The 22,878-nt window shown below is 45.6% G+C and carries 20 protein-coding genes, 1 tRNA gene, 1 pseudogene and 1 riboswitch; of the genes and pseudogenes, 15 read left to right on the top strand and 7 right to left on the bottom strand.

What is annotated here, in order from left to right; all coding sequences use genetic code 11:
• Positions 1–57: 57 nt before the first annotated feature.
• Positions 58–327, bottom strand: a pseudogene (locus L1D15_RS10355) (Arm DNA-binding domain-containing protein); the annotation flags it as partial.
• A gap of 269 nt (positions 328–596) precedes the next feature.
• A tRNA-Asn gene (locus L1D15_RS10350) sits at positions 597–672 on the bottom strand.
• Between the two features lie 551 nt (positions 673–1,223).
• Between L1D15_RS10350 and uvrB the strand changes: the two genes are divergently transcribed.
• The 3 genes from uvrB to luxU all read left to right on the top strand — a co-directional run bounded on the left by uvrB (position 1,224) and on the right by luxU (position 5,254).
• On the top strand, positions 1,224–3,254 hold the full coding sequence (uvrB, locus tag L1D15_RS10345; RefSeq protein ID WP_239875538.1) for an excinuclease ABC subunit UvrB: 2,031 nt from the start codon (positions 1,224–1,226) through the stop codon (positions 3,252–3,254).
• Between the two features lie 257 nt (positions 3,255–3,511).
• The gene (gene luxO, locus L1D15_RS10340; protein ID WP_239838170.1) at positions 3,512–4,906 is read left to right on the top strand and encodes a quorum-sensing sigma-54 dependent transcriptional regulator LuxO; all 1,395 of its coding nucleotides are present in this window, start codon (positions 3,512–3,514) and stop codon (positions 4,904–4,906) included.
• Between the two features lie 3 nt (positions 4,907–4,909).
• A complete protein-coding gene (luxU, locus tag L1D15_RS10335) occupies positions 4,910–5,254 on the top strand; it encodes a quorum-sensing phosphorelay protein LuxU (protein ID WP_239875619.1) in 345 nt (114 codons plus the stop codon).
• Here luxU and yvcK read toward each other — a convergent pair.
• Positions 5,240–6,127 (bottom strand): uridine diphosphate-N-acetylglucosamine-binding protein YvcK, encoded by an 888-nt coding sequence (gene yvcK / locus L1D15_RS10330; RefSeq protein WP_239875537.1) that lies wholly within the window; start codon positions 6,125–6,127, stop codon positions 5,240–5,242. The two genes, luxU and yvcK, sit on opposite strands and share 15 nt — an antisense overlap.
• A 178-nt stretch (positions 6,128–6,305) precedes the next feature.
• A riboswitch (molybdenum cofactor riboswitch) is annotated at positions 6,306–6,443 on the top strand.
• Between yvcK and moaA the strand changes: the two genes are divergently transcribed.
• The 5 genes from moaA to moaE all read left to right on the top strand — a co-directional run bounded on the left by moaA (position 6,432) and on the right by moaE (position 9,208).
• Entirely contained in the window at positions 6,432–7,421 is a 990-nt protein-coding gene (gene moaA, locus L1D15_RS10325; RefSeq protein WP_239838172.1) for a GTP 3',8-cyclase MoaA, read from the top strand. (Overlaps the previous riboswitch by 12 nt.)
• Positions 7,422–7,510: 89 nt before the next feature.
• Positions 7,511–8,023 carry a molybdenum cofactor biosynthesis protein B gene (gene moaB / locus L1D15_RS10320; RefSeq protein ID WP_239865573.1) on the top strand — a complete coding sequence of 171 codons (513 nt, stop codon included), beginning with the start codon at positions 7,511–7,513 and terminating at the stop codon, positions 8,021–8,023.
• Between the two features lie 11 nt (positions 8,024–8,034).
• A complete protein-coding gene (gene moaC / locus L1D15_RS10315; RefSeq protein ID WP_239875536.1) occupies positions 8,035–8,514 on the top strand; it encodes a cyclic pyranopterin monophosphate synthase MoaC in 480 nt (159 codons plus the stop codon).
• Positions 8,511–8,756, top strand: coding sequence for a molybdopterin synthase sulfur carrier subunit (moaD, locus tag L1D15_RS10310; RefSeq protein WP_239838175.1), 246 nt, complete (start codon positions 8,511–8,513; stop codon positions 8,754–8,756). The genes moaC and moaD overlap by 4 nt, the downstream gene beginning before the upstream one ends.
• Positions 8,756–9,208 (top strand): molybdopterin synthase catalytic subunit MoaE, encoded by a 453-nt coding sequence (moaE, locus tag L1D15_RS10305; protein ID WP_239875617.1) that lies wholly within the window; start codon positions 8,756–8,758, stop codon positions 9,206–9,208. Before moaD ends, moaE begins: the two co-directional genes overlap by 1 nt.
• 46 nt (positions 9,209–9,254) lie before the next feature.
• On the opposite strand, the gene L1D15_RS10300 is transcribed toward moaE, so the two are convergent.
• Positions 9,255–10,208, bottom strand: a complete 954-nt coding sequence (locus L1D15_RS10300) for a sensor domain-containing diguanylate cyclase (RefSeq protein ID WP_239875535.1) — start codon at positions 10,206–10,208, stop codon at positions 9,255–9,257.
• Between the two features lie 85 nt (positions 10,209–10,293).
• Between L1D15_RS10300 and nrtS the strand changes: the two genes are divergently transcribed.
• The 5 genes from nrtS to udp all read left to right on the top strand — a co-directional run bounded on the left by nrtS (position 10,294) and on the right by udp (position 15,972).
• On the top strand, positions 10,294–10,503 hold the full coding sequence (nrtS, locus tag L1D15_RS10295; RefSeq protein WP_239875616.1) for a nitrate/nitrite transporter NrtS: 210 nt from the start codon (positions 10,294–10,296) through the stop codon (positions 10,501–10,503).
• 114 nt (positions 10,504–10,617) lie between these two features.
• Positions 10,618–11,034, top strand: coding sequence for a CBS domain-containing protein (locus L1D15_RS10290; protein ID WP_239838177.1), 417 nt, complete (start codon positions 10,618–10,620; stop codon positions 11,032–11,034).
• 80 nt (positions 11,035–11,114) lie between these two features.
• Positions 11,115–12,581 (top strand): MATE family efflux transporter, encoded by a 1,467-nt coding sequence (locus tag L1D15_RS10285; protein ID WP_239875534.1) that lies wholly within the window; start codon positions 11,115–11,117, stop codon positions 12,579–12,581.
• Positions 12,582–12,638: 57 nt separating this feature from the next.
• On the top strand, positions 12,639–14,945 hold the full coding sequence (locus L1D15_RS10280) for a zinc/cadmium/mercury/lead-transporting ATPase (protein WP_239875533.1): 2,307 nt from the start codon (positions 12,639–12,641) through the stop codon (positions 14,943–14,945).
• A gap of 268 nt (positions 14,946–15,213) precedes the next feature.
• On the top strand, positions 15,214–15,972 hold the full coding sequence (gene udp, locus L1D15_RS10275; protein ID WP_239865588.1) for a uridine phosphorylase: 759 nt from the start codon (positions 15,214–15,216) through the stop codon (positions 15,970–15,972).
• Between the two features lie 80 nt (positions 15,973–16,052).
• On the opposite strand, the gene L1D15_RS10270 is transcribed toward udp, so the two are convergent.
• The 3 genes from L1D15_RS10270 to metG form a co-directional block, all read right to left on the bottom strand.
• Positions 16,053–17,252, bottom strand: a complete 1,200-nt coding sequence (locus L1D15_RS10270; protein ID WP_239875532.1) for a type III PLP-dependent enzyme — start codon at positions 17,250–17,252, stop codon at positions 16,053–16,055.
• Positions 17,253–17,567: 315 nt separating this feature from the next.
• Entirely contained in the window at positions 17,568–18,380 is an 813-nt protein-coding gene (locus tag L1D15_RS10265) for a hypothetical protein (protein ID WP_239875531.1), read from the bottom strand.
• Between the two features lie 207 nt (positions 18,381–18,587).
• The gene (gene metG, locus L1D15_RS10260) at positions 18,588–20,648 is read right to left on the bottom strand and encodes a methionine--tRNA ligase (protein WP_239875530.1); all 2,061 of its coding nucleotides are present in this window, start codon (positions 20,646–20,648) and stop codon (positions 18,588–18,590) included.
• Positions 20,649–20,805: 157 nt separating this feature from the next.
• Between metG and apbC the strand changes: the two genes are divergently transcribed.
• Together apbC and udk are read left to right on the top strand one after the other, a co-directional pair.
• Positions 20,806–21,879, top strand: a complete 1,074-nt coding sequence (gene apbC, locus L1D15_RS10255) for an iron-sulfur cluster carrier protein ApbC (RefSeq protein WP_239875529.1) — start codon at positions 20,806–20,808, stop codon at positions 21,877–21,879.
• Between the two features lie 233 nt (positions 21,880–22,112).
• Positions 22,113–22,754, top strand: coding sequence for a uridine kinase (gene udk, locus L1D15_RS10250; protein WP_239838185.1), 642 nt, complete (start codon positions 22,113–22,115; stop codon positions 22,752–22,754).
• Positions 22,755–22,878: the final 124 nt, after the last annotated feature.

Genomic DNA, 22,878 nt, shown 5'->3' with positions numbered 1-22,878 from the left:
ACTGGTGCATTGAGGCAAAAAAAGAATGGGGAGCGTAATTGCTCCCCATTGTCATTTTTAGCTTTGGCTGGTGGCACTTTTGACTTCTAACCAGCTGTTTGTTACTTCAGCTAATGTAGATTCTAAACGCTGTTGCTCGGTTATTTGTTGGTTCTTGAGTTTAACTTGAGGATCAATGCCTTGCAGGAGTGTCTCTATCGCTCCAAGAGCTCTCTTTCTTGCATTAGTGAGTGAAAGGCTAGGGTAGCTGCCAAACGTCATGTTAGCGCGTTTACCGCTGTGCAGGCGTGTATAGTTGAATAACCAGGTCTTTGTACCGTTTGGTTTTACACGTAGACGAAGGCCATTATCATCAAAGAGTGTAAATTCTTTATCTTGTGGTTTAGCGTTGAGATTTGTTTATCTGTTAAAGATTTAGTTGCTCTTTCCATGATTGGTACGCCGTAAATTGGAACATACGGACAATATACCTATTTGTGTACCTAAACTTCTAAGCTAGTACGAGTCAGGAAAAGACGTTAAGAGAGTACTATTCCTTGAAATAGCTAGGTTTAGATACAAAAAAAGACGTCCTAGGACGTCTTTCTTCTTGAATTTGGCTCCCCCTGCGGGACTCGAACCTGCGACATACGGATTAACAGTCCGCCGTTCTACCAACTGAACTAAGGGGGAATTGCGTTTAAGCGCTGCGAATATTATCGATGAGACGAAATTCTGTCAACCTCAAAATTGCCTCATTTCTCTAAATTTTTTTGTTAAAAAATGCTTTACTTTTTTGTAGCCCTTGACGTGTATAGGCTAGGTTTACTTATCCACCAAAATTGTGGATAACTGTGTTAATGAATCTTGGGCAATGAATAAATCTAGCAATAATAGGGTTTTAGCTCTAAAAATAATCAATCAGGATCATGAGCTAACTTATTGTATAATAAAGCATCAAAGCAGGCTTAGATCGTACTTTGTTCCGTCAATAAATTTTTGAACGATGTGGGTAAGTTTAAGTTTTATAGAAAAATGTGGGTAAGCTGTGGTTAGTTTTTGGAGTTTTCAAGAGAGGGATCTCGAGTAGGGCGAGAGATGATAGCAGGATTGAAGATAGCGATCTAGCATTAGCAGAGCAAATTTTTTAAAACAGAGGGTTATTTTCTCTTTAGCTATTGTATCTGTATATCTATACAGTCAAAATAGACCGGATGTCTTCTTCATTTTCGGGCGAGGTGCAAATGAGCAAAGTTTTTGATTTGGTGTCGGATTACCAACCATCAGGTGACCAGCCAACCGCGATTAGCCAGTTACTGGATGGGTTAGATTCGGGCCTCGCTCACCAAACTTTGTTGGGGGTGACTGGCTCAGGTAAGACGTTCACCCTTGCTAATGTCATTGCGCAGGCGCAGCGTCCGGCCATTTTATTGGCACCGAATAAAACGCTAGCAGCACAGCTTTATGGAGAGATGAAAGCGTTTTTCCCTAATAATGCGGTTGAGTACTTTGTGTCTTACTATGATTATTACCAACCTGAAGCCTATGTACCAACAACGGATACCTTTATAGAGAAAGATGCGTCTGTGAACGCGCATATCGAGCAAATGCGTCTCTCAGCAACCAAAGCCCTGCTGGAACGAAAAGATGCCATTATCGTCGCTTCTGTGTCCGCGATTTATGGTCTGGGTGATCCGCAGTCCTATTTACAGATGATGCTGCATATCCGACGTGGGGACGTGATGGACCAGCGTGATATCCTGCGCCGTTTGGCGGAGCTGCAGTATAGTCGAAATGATGTGGCTTTTGAGCGAGGTCAGTTTCGTGTGCGTGGTGAAGTGATCGATGTTTTTCCTGCTGAATCGGATCAGGATGCTGTGAGAATCGAAATGTTTGATGATGAGATCGATTGCATTAGTATTTTCGATCCCCTCACTGGCGTTGTTAAACAGCGCGATTTACCTCGTTTTACCATCTATCCGAAAACGCACTATGTGACGCCCAGAGATAAAATCCTAGAGGCGATAGAGAACATTAAAGTTGAGCTGGAAAGTCGAAAGAAATACTTGCTGGACAACAACAAACTACTCGAAGAACAACGTATCTCCCAGCGAACCCAGTTCGATATTGAAATGATGACTGAGCTTGGTTTCTGTTCGGGAATTGAAAACTACTCGCGCTATCTCAGTGGTCGCAGTGAAGGTGAGCCGCCACCGACTTTATTTGATTATTTGCCTCATGATGGCCTGCTAGTGATCGATGAATCGCATGTGACGGTGCCACAAATTGGTGCCATGTTTAAAGGCGATCGATCTCGCAAAGAAACATTGGTGGAATTTGGTTTCCGCTTGCCTTCAGCCTTGGATAATCGCCCACTAAAGTTTGAAGAGTTCGAATCTCTTGCACCACAAACCATTTTTGTCTCTGCCACACCGGGTAACTATGAGCTGGAGAAGTCCGATGGTCAAATAGCCGATCAAGTCGTACGTCCAACGGGCTTACTCGACCCTGAGTTAGAAGTTCGCCCAGTCGCAACTCAGGTGGATGATTTGCTCTCTGAAATTCGGATTCGTTCTGCTAAAGACGAGCGTGTTCTTGTTACGACTCTGACAAAACGGATGGCAGAAGATCTGACCGAGTATCTAACAGAACATGATGTTCGTGTTCGTTATCTTCACTCTGATATCGATACGGTTGAGCGAGTCGAGATTATTCGTGATCTGAGGTTAGGTGAGTTTGATGTACTGGTTGGGATCAACCTGTTACGAGAAGGCTTAGATATGCCGGAAGTCTCGCTGGTGGCTATTCTGGACGCTGACAAGGAAGGTTTCTTACGTTCAGAACGTTCGCTCATTCAGACGATAGGCCGTGCGGCACGTAATATTAGTGGTAAGGCGATTCTTTATGCTGACACTGTCACGAAATCGATGCACAAGGCAATGGGAGAAACTAACCGTCGCAGAGAGAAACAGCAAGCATACAATGATAAGATGGGTATCAAGCCTCAGGCTCTGAAACGTAATATCAAAGATATTATGGAGCTTGGGGATATTGCTAAGAGCAAGAAGCCACGAGCAAATAAGCAGGTTCCGTTATCCAAAGTTGCAGAGCCCTCACAATCATACAATGCGATGACGCCTCAGCAACTTGAAAAAGAGATTAGCAAGCTGGAAGCCCAGATGTATCAGCACGCCCAAGATTTGGAGTTTGAAGAAGCGGCTGAGAAGCGAGATCAGATAGAGAAGTTACGTCAGCAGTTTATTGCCAACAGCTGATCCTATGCACCTATGACAGACAGGTAAAAAAATAGCCAGTAGAAAGAATTCTATTGGCTGTAATTTGTGAATACTAAGTTCACTAACAACGTCAGTTGGCTAGGTGACCCATGAGGGTCAATTTAGTAGCAGCATTTAGCGTGCCAATTTTTTACGCCAATTTTCGCGCATTTCTCGTTTTTTTAGTATTTAATTTGCAAAATGCAAAGCGCAATGCAATCATTTATACAAATTGCAAAGAAAAAATCGGCTAGGTTATGCAACACAATACGCAAACACAAAAGTCTAAATACCTTTTGATGGTGGAAGATACCGCATCGGTTGCGGCGTTGTATCGATCTTATCTCACCCCATTGGGTATCGACATCAATATTGTTGGTACTGGGCGTGATGCTATTGAAAGCCTCAACTTTCGCACTCCTGATTTAATTCTGTTGGATCTTCGCCTTCCCGACATGACGGGGATGGATGTTTTACATGCTGTAAAGCAGAAAATGCCGGATGTACCGGTGATCTTCATGACGGCTCATGGATCGATTGATACCGCTGTAGAAGCCATGCGTCATGGTGCGCAAGACTTCTTAATTAAGCCATGTGAAGCAGATCGTCTTCGTGTCACGGTGAACAATGCTATTCGTAAAGCAACCAAGCTTAAAAATGAAGCAGATAATCCCGGCAACCAGAATTATCAGGGGTTTATAGGCAGTAGCCACACTATGCAGGCTGTCTATCGTACCATTGACTCGGCGGCATCCAGTAAAGCCAGTATTTTTATCACTGGGGAAAGCGGTACCGGTAAAGAGGTCTGTGCTGAGGCTATCCACGCCGCGAGTAAACGTGGTGATAAGCCGTTTATAGCGATCAACTGTGCGGCTATCCCCAAAGATCTGATTGAAAGTGAACTGTTTGGCCATGTGAAGGGAGCTTTCACCGGTGCAGCCACTGATCGACAAGGCGCGGCTGAGTTGGCTGATGGAGGCACGCTGTTCCTTGACGAACTGTGTGAGATGGATCTGGATCTGCAAACTAAGCTACTACGCTTTATTCAGACGGGTACCTTCCAGAAAGTCGGCTCTTCGAAAATGAAAAGCGTCGATGTACGTTTCGTTTGTGCAACCAACCGAGACCCTTGGAAAGAGGTGCAGGAAGGCCGCTTCCGTGAAGATTTGTATTATCGTTTATACGTGATTCCATTACATCTACCCCCTTTGAGGGAACGTGGCGATGATGTCATAGAAATTGCTTATTCTCTGCTAGGCTTTATGTCTAAAGAGGAAGGAAAAGACTTTGTCCGATTAGCACCAGAAGTGGTGAGTCGATTCTCTCAATATGAGTGGCCTGGTAATGTTCGCCAGTTGCAGAATGTTCTGAGAAATGTAGTCGTGCTCAATAATGGCGAAAATATCTCCTTGGATATGCTGCCGCCACCGCTGAATCAACCTGTGGAAAATCAGATTAGGGTTGATCTGCAAGACAAGGACAGCTTTTCTGTGCATGACATTTTCCCTCTGTGGTTAACAGAGAAGAAAGCTATCGAGCAAGCGATTCAGGCGTGCGAAGGAAATATCCCTAAAGCCGCAGGTTATTTGGATGTGAGTCCATCGACTATCTATCGCAAGCTGCAAAACTGGAATACAAAGGAAACACAGTAATCGATCATGGAAGTGTTAAATCAAACTAAAATAGACCGACTGGCGAATGAGATAGGCACCGATAACGTTCCTGTGCTGCTTAATATCTTTCTGGGTGAATTAGCTCAGTACATAGAAAAGCTGAGTACTGGTGAGGAGCTAGACAAAGATGCGTATCTGAAAGAGATTAGCCATGCTCTAAAAAGCAGCGCCGCCAGTTTTGGCGCGGAAGCTCTCTGTGCCTATGCGGTTGAGATTGATGCGAAAGCCAAGTCTGGTCATTCACTTGACCTTAGTGACACTCAGCATCAGATGGTTACGTTGCTGAATGAAACCCAGCAACGCTATCAAGCTCTACTCGCGCAGTAACGACTCAATGGCAGATTGCAGCTTGGATCTGTCATGTCGCCAGTCTCGATTCGGTGAAGCGAGAGGTGTTGTTACGCAATTCCAGTCACTCAGTTCAGGATGAGGTTCTTCACCCAAAACCACATCAATTTTTCGACCGCGACAGGCACGTTCACACCATTCTAGTTTTTCTTTCAGAGTCATCTTACCCGCAGGGCCGTATTCTGGAGAGAGGTTCTCAACGAAAACAAGCTGGGCTTTTTGATTGTTCTCAATTGCTCGGCCAATTTCAGATAGCAGCAAAGGCGGCATAATACTGGTTAGAAAGCTGCCGGGGCCAAGAATGATGGCATCGGCTTGCTCTATCGCGAGTACCCCCTCGCTGGTAGCTGGGACTTCGGGTTCTAAATCGAGACGAACTAATTTTTCTGGCATCTCATCGACGCTGGTTTCTCCCGTGACCCACAGGCCGTTTGTCGCAAGTGCTTTTAGATCAGAAGGGTGCTCGGTCATTGGGATGATATTGACGTCCACTTTGAGCATGTTTCGGATCAGATTTGTTGCATCTAATGGACGAACAGAGAGGTTATCTAGAGCGGTTAGCATCAGGTTACCGAGGTTGTGTCCGTCGAGTTCACCAGAGCCTTTAAAACGGTATTCAAACATCATCGAGCTGATGGAAGGATCGGTAATTAACTGATTAATACAATTGCGAGTGTCACCCCAAGCAATCCCTCCCTGACAGTTTCGGATCCTGCCTGTCGAACCACCGTTATCGGTTGTGGCAACTATGCCTGTTGCGTTCTCACCAAAGTCTTTCAAAGCCGATAGCATACGCCCAAGGCCGTGACCACCGCCAACAGCAACTACTTTTTTTGTACAGTACAGAGTCATTAATTTTGTTCTTATTTGATCATATTCATCTACAATCTAGAATAATCGAACGATGCAAAGTACTCAATACGAGGTATTTTGGGTTCTGGGTGTGATTTTTTTATCTTGAGGGTAGAAACACACACAATTATTAAGTATTTTATCGTCAGCTACTGTTTTTAAGCTTGGTCTTAACTGGCAGTTGCCATAACTCCGAGCTCATCGGGCTAAGTTCATAGTGAATAAGCGTGCTGAGCCAGTGACAAATTGTCACAAGGGCATAATTGGAAATGATTATCGCCTCCCGTGTTTGGAAAGGTGTTCCGTGGCGCAACAATTCGAAGATAGATTTCAGCGCAAGTTTTATTACTTGCGCCTCTCCGTTACAGATGTCTGTAACTTTAAATGCACATATTGCCTGCCTGATGGTTATAAACCGTCGGGGCAGAAAAACTCGTCTTTTTTAACCCTTCCTGAGATTAAACGTGTGGTCAGAGCATTCGCCGACTGTGGTACGTCGAAAGTACGGATCACTGGTGGGGAACCGAGTCTACGCAAAGACTTCACAGATATTATTCATACGGTTGCTAACACTCAAGGTATTAGTAAAGTCGCGACGACCACCAATGGTTACCGGATGGCAAAGCAGGTAGCTGACTGGAAGCAGGCAGGACTGACGCATATTAATGTTAGCGTTGATAGCCTTGACCCACGCATGTTCTATCAAATCACCGGTGAGAATAAGTTTACAGAAGTCATGGCGGGCATCGATCGGGCGTTTGAAGTTGGCTATGAGCAGGTCAAGGTCAATGTGGTGCTAATGAAAGACCTTAACTCTCACGAGTTGCCGGCATTTTTACATTGGATCAAAGATCGCCCCATTCAACTGCGCTTTATTGAGCTAATGCAAACTGGTGAAATGGATCAATTATTTCACAATCATCATGTGTCGGGTGTCGCGATTCGTAATCAACTGATTGCTAATGGCTGGTTACTTAAAGCTCGTGCAAACAATGATGGCCCAGCTCAAGTGTTTGTTCACCCTGATTATCAGGGTGAGATTGGTCTTATTATGCCTTATGAAAAAGACTTCTGTGAAAGCTGCAACCGCTTACGAGTCTCGGCTAAAGGTAAATTGCATCTTTGCCTGTTTGGTGAGCATGGCGTTGAGCTGCGTGACTTATTGCAGCAAGATGAGCAAGAGCAAGCACTTATTCAGCGCATTCAAGAACAGTTACAGACTAAATCAGTGAGCCACTTCCTCCACGACGGCAATGCAGGTATGACACCGCATCTCGCGTCAATTGGCGGCTAAACGCTGATATTCAATTTCAAATCATACTATGTTTGGCTAAGTCTCAGGCTTAGCGTAACCAGAACAAATCGAAATAGGTAGGTGAACAAATGGGTCACGCAGAAAGCAAATTTCAACCAGCAAACATTGCCGTATTAACCGTCTCCGACACACGTACAGAAGAGAACGATACTTCTGGTGCGTATTTGGTTGAGAATGCGAAAGAAGCGGGTCACAACGTTGTGGATAAGCAGATCGTCATCGACGATATGTATAAGATCCGTGCCATTGTTTCTCAGTGGATTGCGGATGAAAACGTACAAGCTGTGATGATAACTGGTGGTACGGGTTTTACTTCTCGCGATAGCACTCCAGAAGCGCTGAAACCTCTCTTTGATAAAGAAGTGGAAGGTTTTGGTGAGTTGTTCCGCCAAGTCTCTTATGAAGAAATTGGCACGTCTACCATTCAGTCTCGAGCGATTGCAGGTTTTGCTAATCATACAGTGATTTTTGCCATGCCAGGTTCAACAGGTGCTTGTCGCACGGGGTGGACGAAAATCATCAAACAGCAATTGGACGCCAGCCATCGCCCATGTAACTTCATGCCACACCTTTCGGTATAAGTGGGGGCATTATGAGTCAATTCACTCACATCAATGCTTCCGGTGAAGCCAACATGGTCGATGTGTCGGCTAAAGACGACACGGTTCGTGAGGCACGAGCGGAAGCTTTCGTCCATATGGCGCCAGAAACGTTACAGCTGATTGTTTCTGGTCAGCATCATAAAGGGGATGTATTCGCAACGGCTCGAATTGCGGGTATTCAGGCGGCGAAGAAAACTTGGGATCTGATCCCTCTTTGTCATCCACTTCTTCTTTCGAAAGTCGAAGTGCAGTTGGAAGCGATTGAATCTGAAAACATGGTTCGTATTGAGTCTGTGTGTAAACTAGCAGGTAAGACTGGGGTAGAGATGGAAGCGCTCACCGCAGCGTCAGTGGCTGCGTTGACCATCTACGATATGTGTAAAGCGGTACAGAAGGACATGGTGATTGGTCAGGTTCGTCTGCTGGAGAAAACGGGCGGAAAGTCTGGTCACTTTAAGGTGGGTTCATGATTAAAGTTCTGTTTTTTGCTCAAACTCGTGAATTAGTCGATACCGATTCACTCGAACTAGAAGCTCGCTTTGATACTGTTGAGGCTCTACGCGCAGAGCTTGCAACGCGTGAAGGTAAATGGGACTTAGCGTTGGAACCCGGTAAATTATTGGCAGCGGTGAACCAGTCGATTGTACCGCTAGAACACCCTTTGAGTGATGGTGATGAAGTGGCGTTCTTCCCACCCGTCACAGGAGGTTGATAATGAAACGTGTGTCCGTTCAGTTCGAAGATTTCTCTGTTGGTACTGAGTACGAGGCTCTCGCACAGGGCACAGCCTCTGGCGCGGTTGTGACATTTGTTGGCAAAGTACGAGATATGAACCTTGGCGATAATGTAACTGGTCTATCTCTGGAGCATTATCCAGGGATGACAGAAAAAGCACTCGGTGATATTTGCCAGCAGGCTGAGCAGCGCTGGCCTTTGCTTGATGTTCGCGTCATTCACCGTGTCGGTGATTTGGATATTGGCGATCAAATCGTATTTGTTGGTGTATCAAGTGCGCACCGCGGTGCTGCGTTTGAAGCTTGTGAATTCATTATGGATTATCTAAAGACCAAAGCACCATTCTGGAAAAAAGAACGCACAACGGAAGAGATTCGCTGGGTTGAATCCCGAGAGTCGGATGTGAAAGCCGCTGAACGTTGGAAATAATAAAGAAACAGGCCCTTCTTGATGATGGGCCTGTTTTGTATTGGATTTACATTTTGTGGATGGTGCCTCGTTGGTGTTTTTTGGCAAAGAACAAGGCTTTGTCTGCAATTCCCACAAACTTTTCCGCGGTCATATCTGCGGGGATTGGATCGCAATGACGAATCCCAACAGTAATTGTCAGGTATTGAGAAACGTGTGATGTGTCGTGTTCAAGTGCGAGAGCAGCGATCGTGTCGAGAAGGTTCTGAGCATGCTGAATGCAGTTTTGCTCTGAAATGCCGGGCACAAACACCAGAAACTCATCTCCTCCATATCGAAAGCACAAGTCGCTATCGTGAGCCCATTGCTTGATAGCTTTTCCTAACGCTTTTAACGCTTCATCTCCTTTGATGTGTCCATAGTGATCATTGAACTCCTTGAAACAATCAATATCGATCATAAATACCGCCGCACCGAGGTTATTTTGCCTTGCGAGTGCTATCGCGTCGGGTAGCAACGCATCCATTGCGTAACGGTTATAGACTTGAGTGAGGTGCTCTCGGTAAGTGAGTCGTTCAAGCTCCAATTGTTGTTGGGCTAGTTTGTCGAGAGCTCGTTGATATTCGGAGATATTACGCACTGTCCATAACACGTATTCCGTATTGGGCAATGGGATGACCAGGGCGCTAAAATGTTGAATTTCAATTGGCCCCTGAATCCCCTCAAAACATGTGAGATCTTTCGGGTTGAGTGAGTAACTGAGTTCAGCGGGCTTTTGTGTATTGATGACATCAACGATCACCTGACTGAACCAGGTTGCCTTGTCGGCAGGTAAAACTTGCTCTTGGTTAAGGCCGATCAAGGAGGCAGGGTTATGATGGCGTTTCGTGTCTGTGCCACCCCAAGCTTCAACATAGACCCCAGACTTGTTGAGTAAGAATGTCGGTTCTGGTAGTGATTCAAAGACAGCATGCATGAGATCTGGGTTATTGGCGACTGCCGCTGAAAATGTCGAGCTCACGAGTCTTATCCTTACGGTTCTTGTCTCCCTTAACTATAGTTTACCCATAGAATAAGTGACTTATAAAAATACAACTCTCAATAATATGATCGTAAACATGATAAAAAGAGCGCTAATTATTGCATTCGTGGTGGGGACTCTACTGAATTTAATCAACCAGTATGATGCAATCCTAGGTGAGGCGACTATCCATTGGACTAAAGTGCTTTTGACCTACTGCGTGCCTTTTTGTGTCTCACTGTTCAGCAGTTGGTTAGCAATACGTGATGCTCAGGCCCATTATTCCGATGATTAGTTTTGTGATAGGTAGCGCCTATTGGAAAAATTGTTGTTTTCCATTTAGTAAAATCAAGAAATTAGGCAACAATTACACTATGACAAACGTGATTTGCACGTTAAGGAGACACAAATGGAATCATTGAAAGTCAGAGATTACATGACACTGCAAGCAGTGACGTTCAAGCCTGAAATGTCGCTAAGTGCTGCGTTGGACAAAATGATGAAGTCGAGTTATCTCGGTGGACCGGTTATTAACGAGAAAGAAGAAGTCATAGGCTTTCTTTCAGGTCATGACTTACTCGATAAGCTGGTTAAGGTCAGTTATTACTGTCAGGATACTCACATTGTGTCAGATTGTATGCATCCCGAAGTTATTTCGGTGGGGCCGGATACTTCGATTATTGAGTTGGCAGATATGATGCAGGTAGGTAAGCCTAAAGTGTACCCTGTTATAGATAATGGGAAATTGGTTGGGATCATCACTCGCCGAGATGTGTTAAGGGCAGTAGCTAGGAACTTGGATGATTGCTTTAAGCATCCGGTATAGTTATCAAGCAAAAATGATAAAGAGAGGCGCAAATGAGCGCCTCTTACTTTTATTATCACCAATAAATATCGGGGAAGAGAATGCAAAGCCAGAGCGCAAAATTTGTTGAAGGCTCCACTATGCGCCATATTTTGGTGATGTCTGGGGCTGGCTCTGTTGGTTTGATGGCCCTATTTGTTGTTGACTTACTGGACATGCTGTTCATCAGCATGTTGGGGCAAGTCGAGCTAGCGGCTGCCGTTGGTTTTGCAGGCACTCTGGTATTTTTCTCCACCTCGATTTCAATTGGTACCTCAATTGCAATGGGCGCGTTGGTGTCCAAAGCGATTGGAGCTAAACAACGCGCTCATGCTAGGCACCTAAGCAGTAGTATTATTGCCACGGCGTTTGTTATCAGTAGCGTGGTTAGCGCTGTGATGTTTATTTGTATCCCCGAGTTGTTGCAGGCGATTGGTGCGAAAGGGTACGTGGCAGAGCGTGCAGAAGCTTATTTGAGAATACTGATCCCAAGCGGCCCTGTGATTGCTATTGCCATGTCCGCGGGAGCAGGTTTAAGGGCGGCTGGAGACGCAAAGCGCTCCATGTGGGCGACGCTTGCAGGCGGTATTGCTAATGCGATTCTTGATCCTATTTTTATCTTTGGTTTTGGTTGGAATGTTGAAGGGGCAGCGATTGCCACCGTTTTTGCCCGCTTTACCGTGTTGTTTTTTTCTATCTATCCGCTGATTCGCGTTCATCAACTAGTTGCACCGCTATCTTTGTCCGATTGGAGCCGTAATCTCAAAGCAATTTTGATGATTGCGATTCCAGCCATTATCACCAATATCGCGACCCCGATTGGCAACGCAATCGTAACAACGTCAATTGCACAATATGGCGAAGATTTTGTCGCAGGTTATGCGGTTATCGGACGTCTGATCCCAGTGTGTTTCGCGGTGATATTTGCTCTGTCGGGGGCAGTCGGGCCAATCATAGGCCAAAACTTCGGAGCAGAGAGGTTTGATCGTGTACGTGACACGTTAAACAACTCACTAATAGTGACCACTACTTACACGATTCTGGTTTGCTTCATTCTCTACTTCGCACAATCGTTGGTGATTTCTGGGTTCAGCTTGAAAGGTGATGCCGCCGTTATCGTCTCTGCCTTTTGTACCTATGTGGCTGTGAGCTTTATTTTCAATGGGGCGCAATTTGTTGCCAATACCTCTTTCAATAACCTTGGTAAGCCGTTGTATTCGACAGCATTAAACTTAGGTAAAGCGACGTTGGGGACCTTGCCGTTTGTTTATTTAGGTTCGAGTTGGTTTGGGGCGCTAGGCGTGCTGTATGGTCAAGCGTTTGGGTCGATTGTATTTGGTATCCTAGCGACCTTTGTTTTACGTATGCACTTGGCCGATTTAATGAAAGGTGAAACCACAGAGCTGGTGGAGGAAGATCCCTCGATTACCAGTATCAACTCTCAGCCGTTTTGTACTCATGATGCTGTCTTGATTGATGAAGTGGCCAGTCAGAAAGACATCTTGCCTCAGGAAGTAAAAAATAGTTGACCTTGGAGTTGACTCCAAGGTTTATGATTAACGTGTACATTCAATGGAGATAAACTTATGTGCACCAAACATCAAGCATGTCGTTCAGATAAAGTAGCGGTTAATCCCTCAAATACAGGCTCTTGTGCCAGCCCAAAAATTTCAACCATCAAGGTTGCAGGCGTTGAAATGGCAGATTCTGGCTGCTGCAGCTCAGACAACTGCACTAGTGGTACGGATCCAGCCGATGAGGAAAGTGACTCCGGCCGGTTACAAAAAACAAATGTGACGCAAAGCTGGAAAATCGGTGGTATGGATTGCCCATCCTGCGCGCGAAAAATTGAAACTGCCGTCAACAAAGTTGATGGTGTTGTTGAAGCAAAAGTTCTGTTTGCGACAGAAAAATTGGTTGTAAAAGTAGGCCACTCTGGTGTGGCACAACTGGTTGAACAAACTATTCTTGATACTGGCTTTAGCTTTGCCAGTCCCAACTCTTCTTCTAATCAAAAAACGGCTTCTGGCTGGAAACATATCTTCAAGCAAAACGCCCAGATTATTGCCATTGCATCGGCGATGGCGGTTGCGGCAGTGCTCAAACCGGCTCTTCCTCTAGTCAGCGAATGGATGTTTATTCTAACGTGTTTGGCTGGCCTATATCCCATCGGTAAGAAAGCCATTGTATTAGCCAAATCAGGTACGCCCTTTGCCATTGAAACACTAATGAGTGTGGCAGCACTGGGTGCTCTTTATTTGGGGGAGACCGTCGAAGCAGCCATGGTATTGCTGCTGTTCTTGATTGGTGAGCAGTTAGAAGCCTTTGCAGCTTCTCGAGCCCGAAGCGGCGTTCAAGCCTTGATGGAATTGGTACCGGAAACCGCGACTAAAATTATTGACGGCCAGCGTGTTGAAGTCTCAGCCAGTGAGTTGCAACCTGGCGATATCATTGAGGTCTCGCCTGGAGCAAGATTGCCCGCAGATGGCAAATTAATCGGTGACGTAGCCAGTTTCGATGAAAGTGCACTCACCGGTGAATCCATCCCAGTCGAACGTTATCAAAATGAATCCGTCATGGCTGGTGCTGTTGTGGTGGACAAAGTGGTGCGCTTTACCATTACCTCTAAACAAGGTGAGAATGCCATTGATCGTATTCTTCATCTAATTGAAGAAGCAGAATCACGTAAAGCGCCTCTGGAACGTTTCTTAGATAAATTTAGCCGTTGGTACACACCACTCATGATGCTGGTGTCGCTGTTTGTGATTATCGTGCCGCCAATGTTCTTTGCTCAGCCATGGGAAACTTGGGTATATCGTGGTCTGGCGTTGCTGTTGATTGCATGCCCTTGTGCACTGGTGATCTCCACACCAGCAGCGATTACATCAGGGTTGGCTGCGGCAGCAAAACGTGGGGCTCTAATCAAAGGCGGAGCGGCGTTAGAACAACTTGGAAAGATTGAAACCATTGCCTTCGATAAGACGGGTACTTTGACTAAAGGTAAACCGGAAGTGACGGACATTATCACATTTGGTGATGTTAGAGAGTCCGAAGTACTCGAATGTATCGCGGCTATTGAGGTGGGTTCAAGTCATCCTCTGGCAGTCTCGCTGGTGAACAAAGCCAAATCAACAGGTATCCACTTACCGGAAGCTTTGGACAAACAGGCGTTGATCGGTAGTGGTGTCCGTGGTGTGGTGAATGGGGTTGTGTATCAGGCAATTGCACCAAGTAAGCTTGGGTTTGAGTTGAGCGGTAACATCGAATCTCGTATTCAGCAGATGGAAGAGCAAGGTAAGACAGTCGTAGTAGCTGTGCAGAATGAAGATACGGTGATGGGCCTGATTGCTTGGCAAGACACCTTGCGTGAAGACTCCGCCAAAGCCGTGAAAGCGTTGAGAGGCTTAGGCATCAATTCGATCATGTTAACGGGTGATAACCCTCGCAGCGCGCAAGCGATCAGCTCGATGATCGACATTGATTTCAAAGCCAGCCTGCTGCCTCAGGACAAAGTAACCTATGTTGAGGAGCTGTCCTCCAACGCGAATGTCGCTATGGTTGGCGACGGCATCAATGATGCTCCTGCGATGAAAGCATCAAGCATCGGGATCGCTATGGGCGGTGGTACGGACGTTGCTCTTGAAACCGCAGATGCTGCAATTACTCACAACCGATTGGTGGAGCTGGCAAGTATGATAGAGCTGTCACGTGCGACACTAAGCAATATTCGTCAGAATATCTTCTTAGCCCTGGGTCTGAAGGGAGTGTTCTTAGTGACCAGTTTATTGGGTATTACTGGCCTCTGGGTGGCAGTATTAGCAGATAGTGGGGCAACAGCGATTGTGACGTTGAATGCGCTTCGGCTATTGAAATTCAAGTCTCAGCAGGATTAGCCCATTCACAACATTTCTGATTAAACGCTCAGCCTCTGTATTTATGGTGCAGAGGCTGTTTTTTATGCAACACAAGAAGCCGATTTGTATAAAAATGTGATGCCAACCGATTTTATGTGCAAGGTTAATTCTGTTTGCGCTCATCTATGTGAGTTTAATCACTCTTTGGTGAGGCTGAGTCAGATAAAGTATTCCTGTACCCAATGAAATTTAAAGAACGAAAAGATTCGGACGCTGAATCAAGTTTCGTCAAAACAAGGAGCCCCCTATGTCTCAAGCCGTATTTCACTTAGGTGTTACTGAAGCTGATCTTGCTGGTGCGACACTCGCGATTATTCCAGGTGATCCAGCTCGCGTTCAGAAAATCGCTGAAGAGATGGAAAATCCAGTATTTTTGGCTAGTCACCGTGAATACACCCTGTACCGTGCAGAGCTAGATGGCAAGCCAGTTGTGGTTTGTTCTACAGGTATCGGCGGCCCTTCAACTTCAATCGCGGTTGAAGAACTGGCGCAACTTGGTGTACGTACTTTCTTACGTGTTGGTACTACAGGTGCAATTCAGCCACACGTTAACGTTGGTGACATGATTGTATCAACAGGCTCGGTTCGCTTGGATGGTGCAAGTCTTCACTTTGCTCCAATGGAATTCCCAGCAGTAGCAGATTTTGAAGTGGCTACAGCAATGAAAGCGGCGGTAGAAGAGTCTGGTGCCGTTGTTCATATGGGTGTAACAGCATCAAGCGATACGTTCTACCCAGGTCAAGAGCGTTATGATACGTTCTCTGGCCGTGTGGTTAAGCGCTTCCAAGGTTCTATGAAAGAATGGCAAGATATGGGTGTGCTGAACTTTGAAATGGAGTCTGCGACACTGCTAACCATGTGTGCGAGCTCAGGCTTGAAAGCTGGCTGTGTGGCGGGTGTTATCATCAACCGTACTCAGAAAGAGATCCCAGACCATTCAACGCTGAAAGAAACAGAAGCGCGTTCAATCAAAGTTGTGGTTGAAGCTGCACGCAAAATGCTTTAATTCTCCGTAGAGAGTGAATCTGAAGCCTCACATTGGTATGTGAGGCTTTTTTGTTGTGGGTATCATTGAGAGCTGAGGCGTTAGCCGATTAATCTCTCTTGGGCAACGCTTTGCTGGTTGACTAACACTGTTTGTGCTCGCTTGAAGAAGTTAAAGTCTGTTGCAGTCGCACTGGTATAGGCTCCCATCATACGCCCAACCACTAAGTCACCGTTGTTCAACTTGGGTAGCATGATGTTTTCAGCAATCACATCAATGCTGTCGCATGTTGGTCCTGCTAAAACGCTCGGTAAGCATTCACCCTCTTTATTTAAGGTTGTCAGTGGGTATTTAGCGTCATCGAACATTAACCCACTAAAGGAGCCATAGATACCGTCATCAAGATAATACCAGATTTGTCCATCACGCTCTGCTTGCCCCATAACTGAAGCGACACTCGTCATAGCTTGAGCGACAATAAAACGCCCTGGCTCAGCGATAACTTGAACGGTTTCAGGTAGCTGACTCAATGCTTGATTTATCGGCTGGCAAAAGAGCTCAATAGGCATTACTTGTGAGTTGTAGCTGACAGGGAAGCCACCGCCAATATCCAATGTGCTCAAGGCTGGTAGATTTTGAACAACCACCTGTTCCATCACTTCGCAGCAAGTGTTGATCGCATCCACATACTTCTGTGGATTCATCGTCTGAGAACCGACATGAAATGACAAACCCTTGATGTGAATATTCCACTCTTGAGCTTGAGCAATTAACTCTAGCGCTTGTTTTGGAGTGCAACCAAACTTTTTCGACAGATCAGCGAAGGCCTCAGAGTTACGAAAACTTAAGCGAACCAACAACTCGACTTCATCTCGATAAGCAACAAACTTTTCCAGTTCATTGATGTTATCTACTACAAAGACTTTGCATCCATAAGCAAGAGCGTCACGAATGTCGCTATCGCGTTTGATTGGGTGAGTGTGAATAGTTCTTTCAGCAGGTACACCTTGTTGTGCGACCAACTCGACTTCTCCACTGGTGGCTAGGTCGAAACTGGCTCCTTCTGCTAACAGTGTTTGCACCACAGCAGGATGTGGCAAAGGCTTCAGTGCAAAGTGAAGAGTGACATTTGGTAATGCGCGACTCAAAGCTTGGTATTGCTGACGTACTACATCGCAGTCCAGTAACAAAAGTGGTGAGCCCAATTGATCTACAGACGATTGGATAAGTTGTGACTCTTGCGCAGATAGTGCGTTAGAAGTGTAAGACTGAAAATCAAGGACAGAATGAGCGATAGCCATGGTTAATCTCCAACAAAGTTAAGACACGTTCACTAAGTGATAGGTAGAACGTGGAGCGTCAAAAAATGCGCAATGCGCAGTCAAAGTCACTCTTGGATAGTTGCTCTATCGCCTTGCCACAAACTGCTGTGATGTACTCGGATTGGCTATCATCAAGAAGCGAGGTGATAGTAAAAGCATCAATCCTTTCGATCAATAGCGGAACCTAGAAAAGAAAATGAATAATTTTTGTCGTTACGATAAGAGATTATTGAGTCATTTCCGCGTAGTTAAAAATCGAGAGAGGCTAACACTGACAGTGTTAGCCTGTTGTTGCTAGCTGTATGCGATTTTAGGTAAAGGCTGGTATAGGCTTTCTGTCATGTCGGATAGCATCTGGTCGTAAACTTGTGAAATGATCAGTGAGATATCAGTGGTCAGTTGATAAAGCTCTTCTATTGATAGCAGCATCTCATCGGATGCACTGACTTCAGACAAGGTATGCATGGCTTTAGAGCTAAGTGGTGAAGCAATTGACATTGGGCAGATAAGCGACAGTTGATTGAGTTTACGTCTCGATTTATCGCAGTAGTACTTCACACGCAGCATTCCTTCTGGGTAATGGGCCTCTTGAATGGACACACGTAATTGAGTCAGCACCTCCATACTGTCTAATACCTGCTGCCAATTGAGGTGGTACTCGTCACTAAGCTCTTCTCTGCCGGATTCAATCAGCCAAGCAATCGCAACTTCATCCATTAGAAACAGGCAATGGCGTATCGCATGCCCATGAATGACTTGATTGCGCGCAACAGAACGTTGTGACCAATCTTTATGTAGTCCTTTTAGTTTAAGCTGCAGTATTCGATACATGGGTTTGTTCTCAAATTGTGCAACGGAGATAAGTTCACCGGATGTATCTATCATCTGATTATAGAGACGGTCTAACTCAAGATGTGTGTGTGATGGACTTTGATTGAACAGCGCTTGATGAGTCAGAGACCTATGCTGTCGGCTGAGTAGTAACACCTTCCTAAGTAAGACCAGAATGTCGAACTTTCTTTGAAGTGTTGACTGACGGTGTTTTGAAAAGTGAAACAGTGCCAGCAAAATACTGAGTGATATAACGATAGAAATAAGCACAAACATAACCAACTCCTTGTTGCTTGATACCTCTTTATGGGTAGAGCAGGTTCGGTGCCAGAAATTTATCAATTATATTTCAATGGTTTATTTATATTAGGTGTACTGGTGTGCTCTTAGAAGGTGCACCAGCTCACCAAAAGTGTGAAATAGGGCACAAAAAAGCCCCGCTACACCAGAGGGCGGGGCTTGAATAACTAAAAGTCAGTTGACTTACATGACACGCATGCCTGGCTGGGCACCTTCGTGCGGCTCTAGGATCCAAAGATCACTGCCACCTGGGCCTGCTGCCAGTACCATGCCTTCAGACATACCAAACTTCATCTTACGTGGTTTAAGGTTTGCCACCATGACTGTGTGCTTACCAATCAGATCTTCAGGCTTGTAAGCGGACTTAATGCCTGCAAATACCTGACGCACTTCACCACCGATATCCAGCTTCAATTTGAGAAGCTTGTTTGCTTTTGGTACTTCTTCACATTCAACGATCTTAGCAATACGAAGATCAACTTTCGCAAAGTCATCAAACTCGATTTCGTCCGCGATTGGCTCTTTATCAAGCTCAGTCTGGCTTGCTTGGTTCTTTGCTGCTTCTGCCGCTTCTTTTGCTGCAACTTCTGCTGCTGCATCTTCTTTTGAAGCTTCAACCATGGCTTCAACCTTCTTAGGATCGATACGGTTGAACAGTGCTTTGAACTTAGTGATTTCGTGACCAGTGAGTGGTGCAGCGATACCTTCCCAAGTCAGTTCTTCGTTTAGGAAGCCTTCAGTTCGCGCAGCAAGCTCTGGCATGACTGGTTTTAGGTAAGTCATCAGAACGCGGAATAGGTTAATACCCACAGAACAGATGTCTTGCAGTTCTTGGTCTTTACCTTCTTCTTTCGCTACAACCCACGGTGCTTTTTCATCAACGTATTGGTTTGCTTTGTCTGCTAGCGCTGTGATTTCACGGATAGCACGGCCAAACTCACGAGTTTCAAAAAGCTCTGCGATACGATCAGCGGCTGCAACGAATTCGTTGTATAGCTCAGGCTCGGCGAACTCTGAAGATAGCTTGCCTTCAAAACGCTTAGTGATAAAGCCTGCGTTGCGAGAAGCTAGGTTAACGATCTTGTTGACCACGTCTGCGTTAACACGCTGAGTGAAGTCTTCAAGGTTAAGATCTAGATCATCGATACGGCTGTTTAGTTTAGCGGCGTAGTAGTAACGCAGACATTCTGGATCTAGGTAGTTTAAGTAAGTCGCGGCTTTGATGAACGTGCCTTTTGACTTGGACATCTTAGCGCCGTTTACCGTAACGTAGCCGTGGACGAATACGTTGTTCGGCTTACGGAAGCCAGAGCCTTCAAGCATTGCCGGCCAGAATAGCGAGTGGAAGTAAACGATGTCTTTACCGATGAAGTGGTAAAGCTCAGTTGTGCTGTCTTTCTTCCAGTACTCATCGAAATCTAGGTCATCGCGCTTGTCACATAGGTTTTTGAATGAACCCATGTAGCCGATAGGGGCATCGAGCCATACGTAGAAGAACTTGTCTTTCTCGCCTGGGATTTCAAAGCCGAAATACGGTGCATCACGAGAGATGTCCCACTGTTGAAGACCTGACTCAAACCACTCTTGCATCTTGTTTGCTGTTTCAGCTTGAAGTGAGCCAGAGCGTGTCCACTCTTGCAGCATGCTTTCAAACTGAGGTAGATCGAAGAAGAAATGCTCAGAGTCTTTCATTACTGGAGTTGCGCCAGATACTGCTGATTTAGGCTCAATCAGTTCAGTCGGGCTGTACGTTTCACCACAGTTATCGCAGTTGTCACCGTATTGATCTTCTGACTTACACTTAGGACAAGTCCCTTTTACGAAACGATCCGGTAGGAACATCTCTTTCTCAGGGTCGAAAAGCTGAGAAATCGTGCGGCTAGAAATAAAGCCGTTCTTTTTCAGCTCAAGGTAGATGTGCGAAGCCAGCTCACGGTTCTCTTCAGAGTGCGTGCTGTGGTAGTTATCGAAGCTAATATCGAAGCCAGCGAAGTCTTTTTGGTGCTCTTCACTTACTGCAGCGATCATCTCTTCTGGCGTAATTCCCATCTGTTGTGCTTTTAGCATGATTGGCGTGCCGTGAGCATCGTCAGCACAGATGAAGTTTACAGTGTTGCCACGTAGGCGTTGGTAGCGAACCCAGATATCAGCTTGAATGTGCTCAAGCATATGACCTAGGTGAATCGAACCGTTAGCGTACGGAAGGGCACAAGTGACCAGTAGTTTTCTTGGATCGTTTGCCATACTTAATATTCGCTTCTTAAGGTGTATGAAAAAATAGAGAGTAATACTACCTTATCCCACCAGTGACTCCAAGGAGTCATCAGTGTGATTACCTTAGTTTTTTCGGGGTTCAGTCCAGCGCTGCTCAGTGCTACGATTAGATGCATAAGGAGGACCTATGCGTCATTTCACTTCAAAGCAAGAATTTTGTGCTTGGTTAAACCAATTTGAGCACCCGAGTTTGGCTCCGCAATGGGCATCTGTGGCCAATATTGTCACGGTCGGAGCGAATGCTATCCAGATCGCGATTCCATTTGCGGCTAAAGCGCTTGTTAGCGAGTTGTCTGAATGGGTTCAGTCTCAGCAACAAGGTGGTGAGGTTGCCGCTTTTGAGTGTGAGGTTACCGTGGCACCTAAACCATTGGAAACTCATGTCGGCCATGAAGTAAAAGGGGTAAAAAATGTCATCGCAGTGACGTCTGCGAAAGGCGGTGTCGGTAAATCGACCACTTCAGTCAACTTAGCGCTTGCTATGGCGCAATCTGGTGCAAAAGTCGGGTTACTTGATGCGGATATTTATGGGCCGTCCGTACCAATGATGCTTGGCCAGCAAAATGCGACACCGGTTGTTCGTGATGACAAGTGGATGCAGCCAATTGCCGCACATGGCATTTACACACATTCGATTGGTTATCTGGTATCGAAGGATGAAGCAGCAATTTGGCGCGGGCCGATGGCGTCTAAAGCACTGGCTCAACTGCTGAATGAGACGGAGTGGCCAGAGCTGGATTATTTGGTGATCGATATGCCGCCGGGTACGGGGGATATTCAGTTAACACTCGCGCAGCAAATTCCTGTGACCGGCGCTGTGATAGTGACCACGCCACAAGATCTCGCATTGGCCGACGCGCGCAAAGGTGCGGCAATGTTTGAGAAGGTACAAGTTCCAGTTGTGGGGCTAGTCGAGAACATGAGTTACCACATTTGCAGTCATTGTGGTGGTAAAGAACACATCTTTGGAGCAGGTGGGGCAGAGAAGATGTCGAGTGAATATGGTCTCGATTTATTGGCTCAAATTCCTCTGCACATCTCTATGCGTGAAGACATCGATAACGGTTGCCCTACGGTGGCAGCGCGTCCAGATTCTGAACATGCGGCTCAGTATATTCAACTAGCAGAGTCTGTCTGTGCCCGAATGTACTGGCACGGCAAGGAAAAGCCGGCATCTATCCAATTTACAATGGTTGAGTAACGGTGAAATGAGCGCTTTTTACGCGCTCATTTGTACATCTTATGGTTTGTAATCGTTTGCGCTGTTGTTATTTATTCCATTTGTAGGTTTGGGCTAAATCCTTACTAGCAACTACAGGCTGAACTCCCTATAATCAGGCGGTTTATCTATTACACACTAATACAATGTGTGCTTTTATGCACAATGCTAGTATTAGAACATGACACCAATTCAATTCATCGGGTGCAAGAATAATGTCTGATAATAATCAATGCGTCATCGTCGGTATTGCTGGCGCGTCTGCTTCTGGAAAAAGTTTAATCGCCAGCACTATCTATAATGAGCTTCGTGAGAAAGTGGGCGATCATCAAATTGGTGTGATTACGGAAGATTGCTATTACAACGATCAGGGTCACCTGAGCATGGAAGAGCGTGTTAAGACCAACTATGACCACCCGAGTGCGCTGGACCATGACCTTCTCTGTGAGCATCTTGAAATGCTAACTCGTGGTGATGCTGTCGAAGTTCCTGAGTACAGCTATACCGAACATACACGTACAGAGAATACGACCTCAATGACGCCTAAGAAGGTGATCATTCTGGAAGGTATTCTTCTTCTAACTGACCCACGCTTACGTGATTTGATGCATGCGACTGTCTTTATGGATACACCTCTCGACATCTGTTTATTACGTCGTGTGAAGCGCGATGTAGAAGAGCGTGGCCGGACGATGGAATCTGTATTGAAACAGTACCAAAAAACAGTGCGTCCAATGTTTATGCAATTTATCGAACCTTCAAAGCAGTATGCCGATATCATTGTTCCTCGTGGCGGTAAAAACCGTATTGCTATCGATGTACTCAAAGCCCATATTGCAAAACTTTTGAAAGCTTAAGTCCTTATCTCATTCAGGCGCTTTATTTTTTATGTAAGAAGTGGCACTTTAGGTGCCACTTTCTTTTTATGTCTCATAAAAGTTTTCCGACAAGACTTATACTTGGGATATTTGTCCACTCACG

The sequence above is a fragment of the Vibrio sp. Isolate25 genome, assembly GCF_022398025.1.
In the GTDB taxonomy this organism is placed as follows: Bacteria; Pseudomonadota; Gammaproteobacteria; order Enterobacterales; family Vibrionaceae; genus Vibrio; species Vibrio coralliilyticus_A.
This window is presented reverse-complemented; position numbering and strand designations above follow the sequence as displayed.